The sequence below is a fragment of the Streptococcus mitis genome (assembly GCF_009496205.1).
GTDB lineage: Bacteria > Bacillota > Bacilli > Lactobacillales > Streptococcaceae > Streptococcus > Streptococcus mitis_BN.
The window spans coordinates 1-21,146 of record NZ_WIJO01000035.1 but is presented as its reverse complement, the minus strand read 5'-3'; the positions used below and the strand labels follow the sequence as shown (position 1 = coordinate 21,146).

The 21,146-nt window shown below is 40.7% G+C and carries 6 protein-coding genes and 1 pseudogene; 2 read left to right on the top strand and 5 right to left on the bottom strand.

Annotation, left to right across the window (positions count from 1 at the left end):
• From GEZ85_RS06735 to GEZ85_RS06725, 3 genes are all read right to left on the bottom strand, one after another.
• Positions 1-7,612 (bottom strand): beta-N-acetylglucosaminidase domain-containing protein (locus tag GEZ85_RS06735; RefSeq protein ID WP_153209837.1); only part of this gene is annotated, 7,612 nt, incomplete at its 3' end.
• 142 nt (positions 7,613-7,754) lie between these two features.
• The gene (locus GEZ85_RS06730) at positions 7,755-14,060 is read right to left on the bottom strand and encodes a SpGH101 family endo-alpha-N-acetylgalactosaminidase (RefSeq protein ID WP_153209838.1); all 6,306 of its coding nucleotides are present in this window, start codon (positions 14,058-14,060) and stop codon (positions 7,755-7,757) included.
• A gap of 424 nt (positions 14,061-14,484) precedes the next feature.
• Positions 14,485-16,095 carry a glycoside hydrolase family 13 protein gene (locus GEZ85_RS06725; protein WP_153209839.1) on the bottom strand — a complete coding sequence of 537 codons (1,611 nt, stop codon included), beginning with the start codon at positions 16,093-16,095 and terminating at the stop codon, positions 14,485-14,487.
• Positions 16,096-16,247: 152 nt separating this feature from the next.
• Here GEZ85_RS06725 and GEZ85_RS06720 point away from each other — a divergent pair, with 152 nt between their 5' ends.
• A complete protein-coding gene (locus GEZ85_RS06720; RefSeq protein WP_153209840.1) occupies positions 16,248-17,732 on the top strand; it encodes a DUF1846 domain-containing protein in 1,485 nt (494 codons plus the stop codon).
• A gap of 94 nt (positions 17,733-17,826) precedes the next feature.
• Positions 17,827-18,309: an S-ribosylhomocysteine lyase gene (locus tag GEZ85_RS06715; RefSeq protein WP_000032547.1), complete on the top strand. Its 483-nt coding sequence runs from the start codon at positions 17,827-17,829 to the stop codon at positions 18,307-18,309.
• A gap of 60 nt (positions 18,310-18,369) precedes the next feature.
• Here the strand turns inward: GEZ85_RS06715 and GEZ85_RS06710 are convergent, their stop codons facing one another.
• Positions 18,370-20,475, bottom strand: coding sequence for an ATP-dependent Clp protease ATP-binding subunit (locus GEZ85_RS06710; protein WP_153209841.1), 2,106 nt, complete (start codon positions 20,473-20,475; stop codon positions 18,370-18,372).
• A 420-nt stretch (positions 20,476-20,895) separates the two neighbouring features.
• Positions 20,896-21,146: pseudogene (locus GEZ85_RS06705) on the bottom strand (group II intron reverse transcriptase/maturase); the annotation flags it as partial.

Sequence of the window (21,146 nt, the reverse complement as noted above, 5' to 3'; positions counted from 1 at the left end):
AGACAAGTTTAACATCTAGAAGTGAACCACCATTTCGAATTGCAAATGTTTGGAGACTTGAAGAAATTGCGCCAAGATCTGTCCAACTTTCTTGTCCATCCTTAAGTGTTCTAGCCTGAACACGTGCCTTAGCACCTTCTGGAAGACTTGAAACGAGACGAAGATGGTTAGCATTGGTTGGTTCAGACAAGTGATAAACCATTTCTCCCTTATCTTGTTCTGCTTTGTAGCTGGTCAACACTTTTCCATCAACGAGGTTTGTATAGAAGTTACCACGACTTTCGCCACCTTTTCCTTCTACTGTTGGATCATTGATTGGTTTGACAAATTCGCCATCATTAATGACTAATTCTGTAAATCCTACAAAACGAGCATCGTAATCAGCAGTGTAGAGGACACGGAGATAATTAGCCTTAACTGGAGTTGCAAGCTCACCTTCAATGTAACGGTTACCTGGCATCTTAGAGTCATGCGTCCAACCATCAGTAAGCGAATCATCTTGTTGGCTATTGGCTACACCATCACCAACTGTAACGACATCTGTCCACGTTTTACCGTCTTGACTGACTTGGATTTTTCCATCACGAAGATAGTTTTGAGTTCCGTCTTGGATATAAGCTCGAATTTTCTTGATGGTACGCTCGCTACCAAATTTTAAGGTTACATGGCCATCTTTATGAGCATAGTCAGAAAACTCAACAAAATTGTTGTAAACACCGTCAAACAATTGATCAAGGTTATTTATCTTACGGACATCATTGCTTCCGTATGTTGGATGAATGCCCATAGTTGTTGATTCTAATTTTGTTGGTTGGACTTCTTTAGTAGTTACTAGAAGAGAAGTAGATGGAACAGCCTGCTCTTGATCTGTTTTATTAACAAGACGAACGTAACGCACCAAGTGGGTTGCTACAGATCTGTCAGTCAACTGACTAGCTGGTGTCCATTCTTGAGCATTAGCAGAGTATTCCAAGCTAAGAGCTGGATTTGTTTGACCTTGTAGTTGGATACTATTCACTTCATGAATACGGTCAAGTTTCATTCCCAAATAACTATTTGCAGGAAGTTTTGTACCAGATGGAATCTGAAGATCATAACGTCCTAGGCTATCAAATACTGGAGTTTCTTTCAAAGCAGCAACACTAGTGTCTGTTAATTCACTATTTCCAGAACGTGTCTCAACAGAGAAATCTGCAATGCGCCACCAGAGATCGATAGCTTTGGTATTACGTACTCGGACATAACGAGCGTTAATAGTTCTTGTGACTTCCTTAGTTTGCTCACCTGTTAAACTATCCAATTCTTGCCATGCTTTTCCATCAGTAGAGTATTCAAGTACACCTGAAGCTAGTTTATCTCCTGAACCTTGGCGGAGACGAACTTTTGTCACTGGCTTAACTTCACCCAGATCAAGTTGTGCCCAAGCATCAACTGGTGTAGTGTTGCTACCATCAGCATTTGCCATCATAGCTTCTGTATTATCTTTACCATCAGTAATTTGACTTGCTGATGTTCTCAATTTATAAGCTAGATTTGAGCTGAGGCTAATTGTAGCGGTTTGTTGTTTACGAGCGTTCTCTACTGGACGATTTACTGCAATCTCGCGAACTGCAAACCAGGTGTCATCACGATCTTCTGTAGCAATCATACGTACTGCTTTAGCTTTGATGTTAAGATTTTCAAACTGAACAAGTGACTCATTACCAACATAAGTTGGTTCTTTCAAACTTACCCAATTATCTTTTTCATCTTGATACTGCACTTCAGCCTTACTAAAGGTATCACGAGGATTTGCTTGAGTTCCCATGGCGAAGGTCAAATTTTGAATGGCAACTGGCTTGTTGAACTTCATACCAATGTAGTCACCTGTCTTGATACTATTTGGTGATTTAATGAGGGCATGTGTTGCTAGATCACCATCTGTTACTTCTGCCAGACCACCTTCGACACCTGTTCTATTAGTAATGAAATTACTAATGATTTGATCTGGATGCAATACTTTTTGAACTTCAGAAGCAAGAACTTCTTTCAAGGAAAGGATGAATGGACGGATATGTTGTACTCCCAACTCAGCCTTTTCAAGATGGTCTACATAATGGAAAGTATGAGTTTGAGACTGTTCGTATAATTTCAAACCTTTATAATAACTGTCCCAAAGTTTAGCTGCATCATTTGACGACATCGCTTCTGTTCCTGTAAGGAAGGCGTCTAAAGCTTTCATTTGATCAATTGTATTATCCAACCAATAGTGAATTTGGTTAACCATTTTTGGATCACCAGAAGCTTTATAGACTTCAGCAGCTTCTTTTAACTTAGCAAATTCAGCACGTAAAGCTCCACGTTCTGCAGTCACATCCTGACCTGCTTTTAGTTTGGTTACAAAGTCTGTCAATTTAGGAGCCAATTCAACTGATTCTTCAAGTTTTACTACACGACCATCCATATTTTGGTTAATCATGTGCTTACCAAGTTCACGGAAAGCAGCCGAAGTTTTACTATCTTCAAAGTGTCCATTTTCTACAAAATTGAAGGCGACATCATTAACTTTCTTCGCTTCTTCTTCAGTCTTCCACTGTTTCCAAGCATATTGAGCTCCTGCAAAAAGGGCAATCTTAGATGGTTCTGACTGTTGCATTGGGTTCAACATAATACCAGAAAGGAGACTTGGATCCACATTCGGATGAAGGAATTTCTCACCACCACCGAGAATCAAGTGTTGTTTAGAGTTATCTGTAACTGGCCAGTTAACCCAAAGAGATACTGGACGATAAGTTTTACCACCTGCTGTCAGATTATTCTTAAGGGTTGATAGGAAGTTCTCAGAAACTTCGCCCCAAATCTTACCACCAGTCAAAGTCATAGATGCGGAACTTGGAAGATTTTCATTGAGAGCTTTCAACTCTGCTTCGCGACCATTACCCCAATACTGACCTGGTACAAAGATCATTTCTTTGCGAAGACCGCTATAGGTCCCCTGCATTTCTGTTAACCAGTTGGTCATGTCATTCATCAGACGATTGTAGCTATCGTATCCGCCTACTGGACTTGGTGCATCATCTGCTAGAATACCAAACTCACGTACCCCAACTTTCATTAATTGAGTAAATTTAGCCTTAATGGTTGCAAGGTCTTGCTGGTACTGAGTCTCATTACCAAAACGAATGCGGTTATTCATGAATGGATGGATTGTCCAAACATAACGAGTTTTGTTTTGATTTCCAACACGAGCAAGGTCACGAATTTCAGCTAGTTTTTCTTCTGGATAAAGTTCACGCCATTTTTTGTTATGATATGGATCATCTTTTGGTGCAAAGAAGTATTGAGTCAACTTCAAGTCACCACCATAGCGCATGAGTTCTGCACGGTCTGCATTAGACCATGGATTTCCATAGTATCCTTCGATGAAACCACGGTTTTTAATTTCAGCATAATCCTCAACTGTCACATTGCGTAGGACTGGCGCTGGGCTTTCTTTAAGCATGTGTTTCAAAGTTGTCAAACCATAGAAAACTGCATCCGTATCTTTTCCGACGATAGAGATAGAGTTATTCTTGATAGATAATGCATAAGCATCAATCTTATTAAAAAGTTCTGATTTAACGTTGGACAATTGCTTTTCAGCTTGTGACTCTTGTCCATGTACACCGAGATAGATATTAGTTGCACCAGCAACCGCTGATTTGCTTGTTGTATATGAAACTTGGTTGTCCTGCAAAACGCTCTTCAAACGATTACGTGTATAAACATCTAGTTGATCCCCCATTACAAGGTTAACTGTCTTACGAAGGGCTGTGACTCCTTCTTCATAAGTTACTTTTTGTGGGGTTGGGAAGACCTTATACTCTTTCTTAAGGTAGTCGTCACTCTTACTAGCTGCAACAATGCTTTCTTCACTAGCTGGTTTACTTGCTGTAAACTGATCTGCTAATTCAACTGTTCCATCACCAATTTCTTCGACTTTTGGTTTTTCAGGAGTAATCGGTGTCTCAGGTTTAGTTGGTTCAGAAGTTTCTTGTCCTTCTTTAGCAGGTTTCAACAAATGAACTTCAGCAGCACTTGCAAAACCACCTACACCTTCCAATACTTTCAAATCAATCTTGTTTGTATGAACAGGGGCAAAGTTAACAGTTTTTTCTTGAGCGCTGTTGTCCCAGTTTCCTTCTGAAACCTTGACCATTTGGCCATCTTTTTGGGCAAAGACTTCGTAGCGAGTAACGACTCCATTTCCACCACCTGGACGTGGGAGATAAGTCAAACCATTGACTTTTTCTGCTTCTTTCAAAGTCATAGAAAGAGTGTAAGGTGCAGCATCTCCAGTCCATTTTGTATGCCAGAATGTATTTGGATTATTATCAAAGGCTTTATCAACTGATCCTTCATCCGGTGTTCCAGGTAGCTCTTGACTACTTGCTGTAGCAGTAATTTTGTCATTTGAAATCAAACGTGGATTTACAAATGGTTTATCTGTCAACTCTGCACTGTGCAAGATTCCTTTAAAACCACCAATGCTTTCAAGCGGTAGAACTAAACTATTGTGGGCAAAGCGAGGGTGTTCAGGATTTGCGATACGTTCAATCTTTTCTCCATCCACATAAACTTCAGTTGATTGTGGCTTAGTCACAATAGAAATTTGATAACGGTTGTTCTTTTCAAGTTTCTTCTTAAATTGAATATGGAATTGTTCAAATTGATAAGCTAAGTAACCATCTTTATCAGCTAGATAGATACGATTGTTGCCACTTGATGAGAAGGTTTGTTCACCATCCCCAGTAACTGTCACATCAAACTTCAAGACATGACTTGGACCAACGTCACCAGCTAGTCCTTCAATACTACTGTCTTTATCAAATGCTAAACCTTGATCAGTAGCCTTTACTTTCTTACTTGCATAGTTTTTCACTGTTTCAGGATTGATAGTAAATAAATCACTTTGATCAATCTCTTTTTCAGGATTTGACTGTGGTGCGTAAGGGCTGGTTGGCAAGGTACGTTCTTTAAAGGTTGCTGCAGCTCTGTCAGAACCCCAAGTACGTTCTGCAGTTGTTTGCATACTCTTGAAGAAGCGTTTGAAGATATCATAGGATGTCAAACCTGTCTCATGAAGATCAATATTATCATTCCAAACTGCGTGACCACCACCAATTACACTTGGATTTGATGCTTCTAGAAGTGGACCATGACCTGTTCGGAAATCATTTGGTGTCCACCTATTGTATTGTGTTTCATAGTTAGCATAGTCACCATAAGCTGCTTGACGATTATCACCATTAGGTACACTATAGGTTGGAATATCTGTTATGTTGATAATCTTAGCTCCCTGAGCAATAGCTTCTTTTGGTTGTTGCCAACCGACACTCCAAATATCAACTTCTACATCTTTCCAATCAACCGCTGTTTTACCTCGTTTCGCACTGAGCGATCCCCAAATACGAGGTGTATAGCCTTTCCCTTTAATGTATTTAATAAGGTCATTGACATAACGACGATAGCTTTCTCTACTTCCGTAGTATTCATCCGTTCCGATATGAACAGTAGATACCCCATGAAGTGGTGCATCTGGTCCATCTAGGAGCTTGTCATAAACTGATTTGACAAAAGCCAGCGTTTCATCGTATTTATTATCTAGATCGAGCATGGCTACGCGCTCTACGTTATGTTTACCTCTGTAATCGCTCAGACTACCTTGATACATGAGGTCTGGACGGACTTTGACAAATGACAGAGCATGACCTGGCGTGTCAATTTCTGGAACTAGATTGATATGCAAGGCCTTAGCAAGTTTAATCAGATTTTGCATCTCTTCTTTAGTATAGTGCTCATCTGATGTTAATTTTTGACCATTCTTACCGACAATATCTGTCTCTACACGGAAACCTGTCTTAGCATGTTCTAGAACATACTTAAGCTCTTCTTCTTGTGTTAGATTCTTACCTGCCAAGTGTTCCTTTAGGAAGATATAGTTATCGTTGAGGTGCAACTGCAAGTCGTTCATCTTGTAGTAAGCCATGTTGAGCATGATGTCTACAAGGGTGTCATAAGGAATAAATTTACGACCTGTATCTAGCATAAAGCCACGGTGACTGAAGCTTGGGAAATCACGGATTTCTCCATTTTGGAGATTGCTTTCCCCCATTTGAAGAAGAGTACGAGTAGCATAGAAGGCACCTGTGTTTGTTGCAGCTTCGATGGTAATGACACCATCTTGGATAGTGATGCCATAGCCTTCCTTACCATACCCCTTATTTTCAACTTTTTTAAATTCAATTCGTTTTTGAGCCTGCTTGTCACCTGTCGCAAGTTCCAATCCACGGCTTGCAAGGTCTGACTGGTAGAAGGTTGCTGCTTGTTCAAAGCCTGAATCTCCTGTCGCAAGAACTGTATCTGAAATGATAGAAGATTGACCTTCTTTTCCATACCATTGTTGAACAGCTGGTGCTACTTTTGGTTTGACACCCACACCTTCGTCCTGATGTAGCCCCTTGATGACTACTTCAAATTCTTTAGTAAAGGTATGTGAATCTTTAATTTGCTCTACCATAACCTTAACGCGTTGATCAGTCAGAGGCTTATAAATGTGATTTTGAAGGTCAATCACACCTTGTTTGTTGCTACCGATAAGGCTAACTTTTCCTGGTAAAGTTGGAAGTACTAAAGATTGTCCATCCTTAGCGACTGTCAATTCCGTAACTTGGCGAATATCTGTCACTTTAGTTGGATCAGGGATATTTGAATAAGCCCGAATTTCTTGAATACCAACGTTTCTCCAGCCCGTTGTGCCCACTTGATAGTCATTGATTTCTAACTTGAGATATTTAGTTTGAATACTATTGGCTAAGTCAACTTTTTCATCTAAAACAGGTTCTCCAGTCTTGGTATGAGCTAGTTTCCATTGTTTTTCTCCACTAGCATTTACATCATCTTGACCTGCATAGTAGAGGCTCCAAGATTTGATATTTGGATCATTTTGACCATTGCGAACACGACGATCCCAATCAATTTCCACATGTCTAATAAGTGTAGTCTTGGGAAGAGTTAATTCGAAAGTTGGTTTGTCAATATTTTGATTTGTTGCCCAATGAGTATCAGGATTACCGTCCACTGCCTTGTCAGCAGTATAAGGAGTACCAGTTTCTGAGTCGTTTACTTGAACAGTGACACCTTCTAAGTGGTTACGATCTTCTCTATCTTCAATTTGCTTTTCAACTGGTTTGATTGTAGGTGTAGCTGGTTCTACAGGTTTAGAATCTGCTTTTGGTGTTTCAACCGGCTTCAGAGTCTCAGCTGGTTTGGGAGCTGTTGGAGTTGTTGCTGGGCTTGTTGCTTCAGTTGCTGCAGGACTTGTTCCTGCAGTATTTTCATGATTTTCTTCATGACCTGCAGCTGCCGTTGCCTCTGATTCTGCTTTCTTTAAAACAGCTGCTAAATCGTCCGGCAACTTATCTAGTGGCTGAGCTTGTGTAATTGCTCCTTCTTTCTCAGGTGTTCCAACTGTCTCTGCAGCTTGCACTACATTTGCACCAAAGATACTAGCACCTATCAATACAGAGGCTGCACCAATTGCAAATTTTCGAATACTATAGTGACAACGTCTTTCAAAAAAATGTCTATCCATCTTTCTCCTATTCCTTTCTCCCACTTATTACAGTAAGCGGTCTCATTTTTGATTTGAAAATGGAGAGAACCTAGAGGTTCTCTCCAACTAAGTTATTTCTGTCTGAATTCTAGTTCCGGTAAACTCTAAAATCCAGTCTTCTTTAATTTTCTTTACGTTTTGTTGCAAGTACAGCAGCTGATAAGGCAAGACCGACGCTAGCTAGGAAGATAGCTGTATCAGATTGGCTTTCTCCTGTTTCTGGCAATCTCTTCTGATCTTCTGTTGGAACTGAAGTTTTAGATTCTGCAAGTTTTCCTTGGCCCAATTGACTAATCTGATACTCAGGTTTTTCAATAGTTGGTGCTGCTTGATCACCTGCTGTAGCCAATAGTCCTGTGTAGGCTGGCTTTTCGTTTACCAAAGCTTCTACCGCATTGACGCCACCATTAAATTCTGGCTGAGTTGCTAGTATTGGTGCTTCTTCTTCACCTGCTGTTCCAAGTGGACCTTTATACTCAGGCACTTCAAGAATTGGTGCTGCCTCTTCACCTTTACTACTTGTAGGAGCATCAGGTTTAGTAGTCTGATCTTGTAGTTGGTTGAGATATTCTGCAAAGTAGGCAACCATTCTTTCAGTCAAGAGATGGTTATCCGTAGCATATTTCATGCTAGCTACTACACTTGCTACCTCCTCTTGATGCTCTTTGCTGGTCAATTTTTGAGCTTTTGATAAAGCTGTTTCATAACCTGACAAATCAAGAGCTGTTTCTGCAACCTGTGGACGACTAAAGATAAGTTCAGCAGCTGCTTGATATTTATCACCACCGTCTCCATAAGTCTTAGTACCTGTCAAAACAATTTTCTTAGCTTTGATTGTTTTACCAAAATTAATATCTTTTGATTTGTTATTATCTGCCCAATCAGTTGCATTGAAAGTATGTTCTTTACCAGACTCATCTGTCACAACCAATTTCACATCACGCAAGTTACCATTTGATCCTGATCCACGTGGCACATAACGGAAGCCTGTGATTTCTGTTGCTTCTTTCAATACCATGGTTGCAGGTTTGCCAACATCTCCACCATTCCAAGACGTATGCCATAGACTTGACAAGTTACCATCAAAGGCATTGGCCAAATCTTCTCCCGCTTGAGCTGGAGCATTCAAACTTTCAAAGTCTTCTGCTACCAAGGCTGTTTTCTTTTGTACCAAGGCATTCTTCAGAGCATCAATCTTAGCAATTTCAGCACGCGCTTCTTCTACACTAATGTCATCATCTGCTTGACTGAGGTTAAAGACAGCTTCCTTCAAGGCATCCATAGATTCCTTAGTATAGTTGGTCATGGCAACCGTTGGCAAATAGTTCTTCAGAGCATTTTCTGTCAACATCTTACCAGTTAGAGTGACTTCCTCAATTTGAAGTTTATCCATGATGAAGTCATTGTAACCACGGAAGTTCGCATTTCCACCAGAATCTCCACGAGTATTGCTTGCGTTACCAGTTGAGTAGATACCAACCCAAGTATCGCCTGTTTCTGCACCTGTTACGAGGAAGGTTACCTTCTTAGCTTTCTTAGAATCTGTCCAAGTATTTGGCAATTCATGCATTTCCAAATTGCTTGCTTGATTACCGCGACGACCTGACTGGAATTCTCCCTTACCGACTACAAAGGCATAGGTATTGTCAGAGCCCGCTTCGTATTCAAAGGTTACACGATAAGTCTTACCAGCTTCAAAACGGAAGTTTTGAGGAATTGTTTGGTAAACCAAGTTACGACGGCTAACTAGCCCATTTGTCTTCAATGACCAATTTCCTTCGATAACATCATCGACTTTCTTACCATTCCAATCACGTTGTGTATATGGATCATGTTTTTCAGATAAGTGAGTACGATTATCCTCAACTCCTTCGATACCACCAATTACAAATGGGAAAATACCTTGAGCGACATTTTCAAAGTCTTGTTTAAATGTTCCTTTAGCTGTATCATGATTATCTCCGTACATACTTGAATTGTTTTCAAAGGTACGAATTTCATCAAAGTAAGTTGCTTCATCACCAGCTTCACGACTCAAAGTAAGAGTGACATTTGATACATCTGAACCTGTTGTAAAGAAGGCATACATGTTTTGGAAGTAACTTGTATCGTCAACTGTAGCATTGTCACGACGAGTATTATGGGCATAGGCCTTAACATAGTTAAGAGCTAGTGACTTATTGGTATAGCTAGTCACTTCTTTTTCACCAGTATTCACTGTGATACTTGCCTTAGCATTACTACGGTTATCAACACCAACATAAACGGCATACTTAGTATTTGGTTTCAAGCCAGTCAGTTTCTGAGTAAGGCTGACTGTGCTCTTATTGCCTTGGATACGAAGCATTTCATTTGCGCCTTGTGATTTGACAATTTCTGCCTTAGAAGCATCGCCAGAAATAGTCCAGTGTTTCAAAGTTCCACTGTTAAATCCTTGGTCATAGATATGCATACCTTCACTCCATGACATTTCAGGATTAGTTTGTTTTGAACGGTAGAGAACATATGGTTGATTTGCTAGAAGGTCTAGGGTAATCTTGCCATCTTTTACAGTTAATTCTTGCTCTTCTGTCTTACCTTGGTCAGTTAGCTTGTAAAGGTAAACCTTGCTATTTGCCCAATCACTCGGAAGTGTCCAAGTTGTTGCACCAGCTTGCGTATTGAAGTAGTACATCTTTTCCTTATCAGTAGGAAGTTTCTTACCATTTGCATCCCAGTTCCAAGGAGTCAAGTAAGCTGAACCATCTTGGATGACACGTCCGTTAAGTGTTACTGTACGTTCACGATATTGTGGGCTATTAATATCATTTGACTTACGAGTCACAACTACCTTATTGTTGTCAGCATCTACCAATTCCACTCGCATTTCTGGAGTCCATTTATAAGTGCTACCGTTATCAGACATGGTGACTGGTGTACCATTTTCCCATTTACTTACAGTAAAGTGTTGGAAGTACTTGGTCATGACATCATGAGCAAATAAGTTGGTTACATAGCCATTGTAGTCACTTCTTCCTTGCCAACCTTCAAAATCTTTCATGCTGTAACCACCTAGAAGTGGATAGTTGGCTGCACCACCGTAACTTCTGTAATCCCCAACCCAAGAATCTTTTTGGTGGTTGCGGATAAAGCGTGTGATGGCACTGTTGATACCTTTATTAGTGTAGCCACCATAGGTCAAATCAGCTGCCCAGTGTTGGAAGGTAGAGTCGTATTCACCACCATGGCCCCACTCAATCGCAAAGCGCCAGCCTTGTTTGTTAATTTCTTTAGCAAGAACGTGGGTAGCCCATGCTCCATTATCACCTGATTGGCCATTGCCCCAAACGTCCACATAGATAAAGTCAAGGCCTTCACCAAGTTTATTTTTCAATTCTTCCCAGCGAGCTAAGCGTCCATGCGCCAAATCATAAGCAGCATCAATGTTGATACCTTGGTCTAGCCAGTTCCAACCATAGCTGTAGCTCCCATCTGGATTCTTACGAAGAATATTTTCGTTAAAGTATTTAGACTCAGGATAAGTTTCAGAAGCGTTAACGTGAATACCTAGATGAGCTCCATATTTCTTCGCTTTCTCAATCAAAGCCTTGAAGTCTTCGACACCACCAATACGTTTACCAATATCAGCATAGTTCAAGTGTCCAGAGTCATGACCTTCACTACCATAACCTTTAAGGAGAACACCTTGTCCGAGACCATCTGTATGGAGATTAATCTTCTTGATACCATCCAAGGTCATAAGGAATGGGTTTTGTGCTTGTGAACCAAAGTTCATCGCGATACGGTAAGCAGTGATATCCTTGACTTTTTCCCAACCTTGAGGGTTGTTCATAATGCTACGATAAGCAATGGCACCATCTTGCCAGTCCACTTTCTTATCCGCATTGGCATCTTCTGTGATCACAACCTTGGCACTTGGAAGTTCTTTCGTGTATTCTGGGAAAACAATGCCCTTATAAGCTTTTTCCCATTGCCATTCAGAACTATGAATTCCGACATAGTTGGCATTTCCAACTGTTTCTTTATAAGCTGTCAAACGAGTCCAGTCATTAGAACCACCACCGTAGCTGTTTTGAGAATTACTCCAAACACCTGCAGCAAGCTTATCTGTAGAAACGAATCCATACATGTAACCCTTAGCCAGGTCCTTCATTGGATTAGTTACTTCAATATGATCATCCCCGCTGACATGGGTATTGTTTGACATGGTTGCCCCATCAAACTTAGCACCAGCTTGGTCACTTGAAACAGAGACTAAAGCATTGCCAAGGAAACTAATCGTAGAAAGCAATTTTCTTTCGTCATCAATCTTTTGACCTGGAGTGACTTGATTGTGGTTGACAATCTTGGTCACATCAAAGTGCAATTGATTATCCACAACTTGCAGACGAACTGTCATATCCGCATTGATAAGATTAGCTTCATCACGGAGTTTCATTTCATATTCAGCAGTTGTTTCATTAATTTTCTTATAAGTAACCTCAGGAGTGATTTTGTGGTTATTGATAAATATTTGATTGAACTGTTGAACCTGTCCAGGTAAAGTATGGCCATTCAGTGTGTATTCCTTAACACGTGGAAAGGCTTGGTCAATCACCGCTTTTAGTACTTTAGACTGGATGGTATCGTAAGTCACTTTACTGTCATCTACTACCGCTCCAGTTTCTTTTTCAGCGGTAGCTTCAGTAGCTTGAACTCCATCCTGATTGTCAGTCTTAATATTTACAACTGTCTTTTCAGTACCATATGTACCAGCTTTAAGTAGGATTTTCTTTTCATTTTTAAGATTTTCATTAACAGCCGCTGGCAAAGTAACTGTATCAAAAAGTTTTACATCATTATTTGTTGCATTCAACTGACCATCTGATTTTAGGCTAATAGTCAGATGATTCACCGATCCATTTACTGGAGCTGCAACACGACCACCCTGATACCATGTGCTATTACCTGGTGTCTTGTATTCCCAGAACCAACCTTCTTTGTCGTATCCAACAAAGACATTATTGTTTGTATCTTTAAATTTCAAGAAAACACCAAAACGTGATTTGCCTGTTTCAGATTCTTCTTTGAAAGTGAAATCTACATTCGCATTACCATTTGCATCCACAGTCAATCCTTGTTTTTCAAACAAGGCTGGTTTGCCGGCATTGTCATTTTGATCTGTTGAAGACAACTTATTGTATCTAACACCATTTTCTTCACGAATTGCAACAGTTCCTTGCTGTTCTTTTCTTGCTACAGTTTGCCATTCAGGAGTGACTTCCTTTGGTGTCTCTGGCTTAGCTGTCGCTGGTTTTTCTTCTTTCGGCTTATCTTCTTTTGGCTTTTCTTCAACTGATTTTTCAGTTTCCTCTAAATTCGCAGGTTTTGAACTAGAGATTCCCTTAATATGATCTTGGATCCATTTTAATTGAGCTGGGGAGAAAAGGATTCCTCCACTACGGACTCCAACCACACCATTTTGATGAACACCAATCAATTTACCATCCGTGTCAAAGATACCGCCACCGCTAGCACCTGGTTGTCCACCTTGATAACCAACTCCTTGGACTCCTTCACCATAAGATTCAGCAAAATCTACAGCACTGTTAATAACTGGTGACAACTTACCAGCAGGATAGCCAAACATATTGACTTTATCCCCAACTTTCTTAACAACTGGCTTTTCAGTAACTTCTACAGGAGCATTTTCAAGAACTGTACGCAATCTTACAAGAGCCAAATCGTTCTTATAACCCTTTAGATAGCCGTCCCGATCCCAGTGAATCACATCTTTTTTACTAAATTTTACATCATCTAAACCAGGGTAGGATATACTAAAAATATCGCCATCCCCTTTATCATTATCCACAACCTTACGAATATTTCCATCTTGTTGATCCTTGATAAAGTTGTGAGAAACAGTCAAAACAAGATCCTTGCCAATGACAATACCACTACCTTCTCCTGATGGAGTCTTAATCTTAACAGTAGCGCCATAGTTCAATTCTCCATTTTTTGTTTTGGCAACATCGTCAGGAACTAGACTGCCAGTATCTTGTGCTAATTGGTCTTTATTTATCTCTTTACCATTATCAGTAGCTTTTTCAACTTTGCCTTCCAATTCTTTCGGCAACTTGTCAGTAGTTCCTTTGTTTTCCTTTTCAAGAGATAATAAGTCTTCTTCAGTTTTTGGTCCATCTGTTGTTTCAGCAGAACCTGGATTTGCTGCTGCAGCTTCCTTATCGAACTCTCGTCCATTATCGCTCGCTTTTTTATCCAAATCAGCCAACTCACTTGGCAAATTATCTGTTGAACCAACTGTTGGTGTGTTAGCCATTACTGGAGCAGTAGCAAAAAAACTAGCTCCAATCATAACTGAAGCAGCACCTAGTGCAAATTTACGAATACTGTATGTACAGCGTTTTTCAAAAAATCGTTTATCCATTAACCCCTAATTCCTTTCATCAACTTTCGTAAGCGTTTACATTTCTTACTCAAAAAATACTCCTTTCTATCTGAAAAGTGCAATGCTTAACGTTTATAAAAAAATGATTACACTTTTAATATAACAAATATTGACAGATAAAGCAATAGAAAAGCGATGAAAATTGCTAATTTTTTCTTTAAGTGACTTCCACTTGTACTAGAGGTGGAAGTTAGTTTGGGAAGTTAGTAATTTCTTCTTTATTCTGATAAAATCATGCTCTGAGATATAGGGGGAAATTGTCACAAAATAAAAAGAGTCTGGAACAATAGTCCCTTATCTCCAAAAAAAGAACCTGAGACAAAATAGTTCTCAGCCACAAAAAAGCTAGAGATTTCCACTTGCGGAACTCTAGCTTTTTAATTTTGAGTTGTTCTCTAACTTTTTAGTCAGTCATTTCCACACAGAAAGCATCCCATGGAGCTAAGATTTGTTTTTCAAAGACTTCTTGAGCTGCGGTATTTTCAATCAAGACCGACTTGACGTCTCCTTCTACTGTTAAGTCTTGTTCTTCATTGGACAAGTTAGCCACAACTAGGAAACGACGGTCCCCATCTTTACGGATATAGGCAAAAACCTTATCAGTCGTATCAAGCAATTCAAAGTCAGCTCGAATCAGCCAGCTGTTCTCCTTACGGATTTGAACCAGTTTTTGATAAGTATAGAAAATAGAATCTGGATTTGCTAGCGCTTCTTGAACGTTGATTGCTTGATAGTTTGGATTCACTGCTAACCAAGGTTGACCTGTTGAGAAACCAGCGTTTTTGCTCTCGTCCCATTGCATAGGGGTACGGGCATTGTCACGTCCAATGACACGGATACTGTCCATGATTTCTTCCATCGGAACACCTTTTTCAAGAGCTTCACGCGCATAGTTGAGGGATTCAATATCTTCTACTTGGTCCAGTGTTTCAAACGGATAGTTGGTCATCCCAATCTCCTCACCTTGGTAGATATAAGGAGTTCCTCTCATGAGATGAAGTAAGATGGCAAAGGCTTTGGCAGATTTTTCGCGGTATTCTTGGTCATTTCCCCAGATTGAGACGATACGAGGGAGGTCATGATTGTTCCAGAAGAGCGAATTCCAACCGTCCTCAACTCCTAACTCTGTCTGCCATTTGTTGAAGATTTCTTTTAACTTAGCGATATTCAGCTCTTTTTGATAGTGCCATTTAGGTTGCCCTTCCTGATACTGAAGACAGATATGCTCAAACTGGAAGACCATAGACAATTCTTGCCCCTTTGGATCAGAGTAGAGCTTGGCAATCTCTGGAGTTGCTCCCCATGTTTCCCCTACTGTCAAGAGATTCTTATCTCCAAAGGTTGCCTGGTTCATTTCCTTAAGATAGGGGTGGAGCATAGGACCGTTATTGACTACTTTCTCATCAGGAATTTTACCAATCATATCAATGACATCCATACGGAAACCGCCAATGCCTTTATCAATCCAGAAGTTCATCATCTCGTAAATTTTCTGGCGTAGTTTTTCATTTTTCCAGTTGAGATCAGGCTGTTTCTTGCTGAAAAAGTGGAGATAGTATTGACCTGACTTTTCATCGTATTCCCAGGCAGACCCACTAAAGATAGAATCAAGATCATTTGGCTCATCACGCCAGATATAGTAGTCTCTCTCAGGACTGTCAGGATTTTCACAGGCCTCGACAAACCAAGCATGTTCATCTGAGGTATGATTGACCACCAAGTCCATGATGATGCGAATATCACGCTTCTTGGCTTCTGCGATCAGTTGATCCATATCCTCCATGGTTCCGAAAATAGCTGCAATCGCTTGATAATCAGCAATATCGTAGCCATTATCATCCATAGGGCTGTCATAAACGGGAGAAAGCCAAATCGCTGTGATTCCTAACTTGGCTAGATAATCCAACTTACTGGTAATACCTGGCAAATCGCCAATTCCATCTCCGTTGCTATCCATAAAACTCTTGGGATAAACTTGATAGACTACGGCATTGTGCCACCATTTTTCTTGCATCTTCTTACCTCATTATTTTAATAATCTACAGTCTATGATAGCGCTTTTCAGAATTTTGTGCAAGCGTTTGCCTAATCTTTTTACTTCCTTTTTTAGCTCCATAGTTTCCTAACTTCCAATTTTTTATTATAATAGAGGTCAGAGGTAAAAAAATGAAAAAACAAGCTTTTAGTTCTGAACAATATTTGAATCTACAGCGCGACCACATCTTGGAGCGCATTAATCAATTTGACGGCAAGCTCTACTTGGAGTTTGGTGGTAAAATGTTAGAAGATTTCCACGCTGCTCGTGTTCTTCCTGGTTATGAGCCTGACAACAAAATCAAGCTCTTACAAGAATTGAAAGAGCAGGTTGAAGTTGTGATTGCTATTAACGCAAGTAACATCGAGCATTCTAAAGCACGTGGTGACTTGGGCATTTCTTATGACCAAGAAGTTCTTCGTTTGATTGACAAATTCAATGAATTGGGAATTTTTGTTGGCTCTGTTGTCATCACACAGTATGCTGGCCAACCCACTGCAGATGCCTTCCGCAACCAGTTAGATAAAAACGGAATTGATTCTTATCTTCATTATCCAATCAAAGGATATCCGACGGATATGGACCACATCATTTCTCCAGAAGGTATGGGGAAAAACGACTATATCAAGACCAGTCGTAACTTGATTGTCGTAACTGCTCCTGGTCCTGGTTCTGGAAAATTGGCAACTTGTATGTCAAACATGTACCACGACCAAATCAATGGTATCAAGTCTGGTTACGCTAAATTTGAAACCTTCCCAGTTTGGAATCTTCCCCTTCATCACCCTATTAACTTGGCCTACGAGGCTGCCACAGCTGACCTTGACGATGTCAACATGATTGACCCCTTCCATCTCCAAACCTATGGAGAAACCACTGTCAACTACAACCGTGATATCGAAATTTTCCCAGTGCTCAAGCGCATGTTGGAACGTATCCTCGGTGAATCTCCATACGCTTCACCGACAGACATGGGGGTCAACATGGTTGGTTTCGCTATTACAGATGACGGGGCTGCTGTCGAAGCTTCTAAACAAGAAATCATCCGTCGCTACTATCAAACTGTTCTTGATTTTAAAGCTGAAAAAGTTGGCGAAGCTGCTGTCAAGAAAATTGAGTTGCTTATGAACGACCTCGGCATCACACCTGCAGACCGTAAGGTTGCTGTCGTCGCCCGTCAAAAAGCAGAAGAAACTGGCGGACCAGCCCTAGCCCTTGAATTGCCAAGTGGTGAAATCGTGACTGGTAAGAACTCAGAGCTCTTTGGCCCTACAGCCGCTGCTCTTATCAACGCTATCAAGAAATCAGCTGACATCGCTAAAGAAGTAAAACTAATCGAACCTGAAGTTGTTAAGCCAATCCAAGGTCTCAAAATCGATCATCTAGGTAGCCGTAATCCACGCCTGCATTCAAATGAAATCCTGATTGCTCTTGCTATCACAGCCACAGAAAATCCTGATGCTGCTCGCGCTATGGAAGAGCTTGGCAACCTCAAAGGAAGCGAAGCTCACTCAACCATCATCTTGACAGATGAAGACAAGAATGTCCTTCGCAAATTGGGTATCAATGTAACCTTTGACCCTTACTACCAATACGACCGCTTGTATCGTAAATAAAGATTGCAGCCTCTCCACTCTCGGGGAGGTTTTCTCTCTGTCTCAGGAGCCAGCTTTATGTTATAATGAAAGAAGAAAACTGAAAGGATTTACCATGTCAAAAGAAGTTATTGTCGAAAGTTTTGAACTTGACCACACCATTGTCAAAGCACCCTATGTTCGCTTGATTGGAGAAGAAACAGGGCCAAAGGGAGACATCATCTCCAATTATGATATTCGCTTGGTGCAACCCAATGAAGACTCTATCCCTACCGCTGGCCTGCACACTATCGAGCACCTCTTGGCCAAACTCATCCGTACCCGCATTGACGGTATGATTGACTGTTCACCATTTGGCTGTCGCACAGGTTTCCACATGATTATGTGGGGGCGTCATACCAGCGCTGAAATTGCGGCTGTCATCAAGGATTCGCTCAAGGAAATCGCTGAAACTACTACTTGGGAAGATGTTCCAGGGACAACCATCGAATCTTGCGGAAACTACAAAGACCACAGCCTCTTCTCTGCTAAAGAATGGGCGAAACTCATCTTGGAACAAGGAATCTCAGATGATGCCTTTGAGCGTCATGTCATCTAAACACAAAAAAGGAACCAGTTTTTCAGCTGGCTCCTTCTTTTTTATTCTCAAAATCTCTAGTTAAGCTTTCTCACGAATAACCAAACCACCATCTTCCATATCTGCTTCTAGGTGTTTGGCATCTAGGTGATCCAAATGGAAGTCTGTCACCTTATCACGAATTTCTTGTTCAACCACGCGACGGAGCGGACGAACACCCATGACTTCGTCATAACCTTCTTCTGTGATATAGTCTTTAGCCGCTTGACTGACTACCAAATCAATATCTTTCTTAGCCAAGGTTTGGTTGACTTCAGCCAACATCAAGTCTACAATCTTAGAAAGGTCTTCCTTAGTCAAGTGTGAGAACTCAATAACTGCGTTAAAGCGGTTAAGGAATTCTGGACGGAAGAATGGTTTCAAACGATCCATCAATTCTGGTTTATCTGCATCTTCTGTCAAGTTAGCTTCATAGCCAAATCCAGCATTTGATGTCGCAATAATGACAGTGTTCTTGAAGTTCACTGTATTTCCTTGACCATCTGTCAAACGACCATCATCCAAGACTTGGAGGAGAAGAGTGATCACTTGAGGGTCAGCCTTTTCAATTTCGTCCAAGAGAATGATAGAGTATGGATTGCGACGAACACGTTCTGTCAAGGTATTGCTATTGTCATCGTAACCTACATAACCTGCTGTTGTACCAATTAGCTTAGATACGGCTGTGCGGTCACTATATTCAGACATATCCAAACGGATAATCGCTTCCTTAGTTCCAAACATATCGAGAGCCAATTGCTTAGCAAGTTCTGTCTTACCAACCCCAGTTGGTCCTACAAAGAGGAAGCTACCGATTGGGCGATTGCCTTCATCAAAACCTGCACGGTTACGACGGATGGCACGAGCTACAGCTTCAACTGCCTTGTCTTGGCCAATCACCTTGTCTTGCAGACGATGAGCCATATCTTTCAAACGTTCGATGTCTGATGCTCCCATTTGTGACACTGGGATTCCCGTCATTCGTTCCACAGATTCAGCCACATCGTTGACACTTGCAGTCACCTTCATATCTTCTGTGTGGTTTTCGATTTTCTTTTCTAATTCTGCAATGCGTGTTTTATAGTTTAGAGCTGCTTCAAAATCTTCTGCCTCAACTGCTTTTTCTTGCTTGTCTTTTTCTGCCTCAATTTCACGTTCAACAGCATGAACATCAGTTACAGGATGTTGAGCTGCCAAGTGAGCTGCTGTAACATCGACAAGGTCGATAGCCTTATCTGGCAAGCTACGTTGAGGAATATACTGAACAGAATAATCCACTGCTGCTTTCAAGACTTCATCTGGCAAAATGACATTGTGGTGTTGTTGATAGAGATCACGAATTCCTTGAAGAATTTTATATGTATCCTCTGCTGAAGGGGCATTGACCTTGACTTCGTTGAAACGACGAGCAAGAGCAGCATTCTTCAAGATGGTGTTACGGTATTCGTCTTGAGTTGTTGCCCCAATCACTGTCAACTCACCACGAGAGAGAGCTGGCTTGAGAATATCCGCAAGCCCTTTAGAACCACTATCTCCACCAGTGCTACCGGCACCGAGAATTTGATGAATTTCATCAAAGAAGAGGATAATATTGCCTGCTTCTTTTACTTCATTGACCAAGTTTTGAACGTTTTCTTCAAAGCTACCACGGTATTGAGTACCAGCCTCAAGACCTGAGATATCAATAGAAATAATTTCCTTGTTCTTGATGGCAGCTGGAACATCTCCATTCACAATAGCTTGCGCTAGACCTTCGACAACAGCTGTCTTACCAACACCTGCATCTCCGACCAAAACAGGATTGTTCTTAGTACGGCGTGAAAGGATTTCAGATGTTTCTTGAATTTCCTTATTTCGTCCGATAACAGGATCCAGCTTGCCCTCACGTGCTTCTGATGTCAAGTTACGACCGAGTTTAGCAAGGACACCATCTTGTTTCATACCTAAAGCCTGTTGTTGCATTTGCGCATCAGATTCTGCATTTCCTGGCAATTGACCAGTTGCACGATAGTGAGCAAATTCCTCAGGTGTGACTTCACGTCCATTGATCAAGTAACGGCGATTTTCAGAACTATATCCTCGCATACCACCCATCAATTGATTAAATAAATCATCCATGTTGTTAAAATTATTAAAGTTGTTATTCATATTCTTTACCTCTTGTTGTTATTTATTATTACTGATATTGACTATCTTTGATCTTTGTTTTAAAAAATTTAGACTAGCTAGATTGCTACTCTACGTACTATTTCTGGTTTTTCTTTTTCAAGCAGGAGTAGACTATCTTTACTTCTGAAGATTTCTAGATTAAACATAGACACACCTCTTTCTACTTTACTTTAAATAAGTGTTCTAGTAAGGCTTTCATTTACCTTACGTTCATAATATACTACATTAGTCAAAAAAGGTCAAGGATTTTGACTTTAATTGACCAATATTTTTTTAAAAGCAAAAACACCCTGAAACATCAGGGTGCCATTCTTACATCAAATATAAAATTGCTAGGGTCAGGAGACTTGCTAGAAGCCCCTCTCACACCACCGTACGTGCCGTTCGGCATACGGCGGTTCAACTAACTTTTAACGCATGTCGTTCAAGGTAATAATCCAAACACGAAACCAGTCCACGTTTTTCAAGGACTGGTTTTGATATCGCACGTTTAAGTACCGACTTCTGAGCTACTAATTGATAATGGTCGCCCCAGCCAGATACCTTATCTGCTATCCATTTAGGAACCCCTAACTTAAGCAATCCCCATAATCGTCTAGATTTCTTCTTCCATTGCTTCCAGATAATCACTCGTAGGCGAGTAGGCAAGC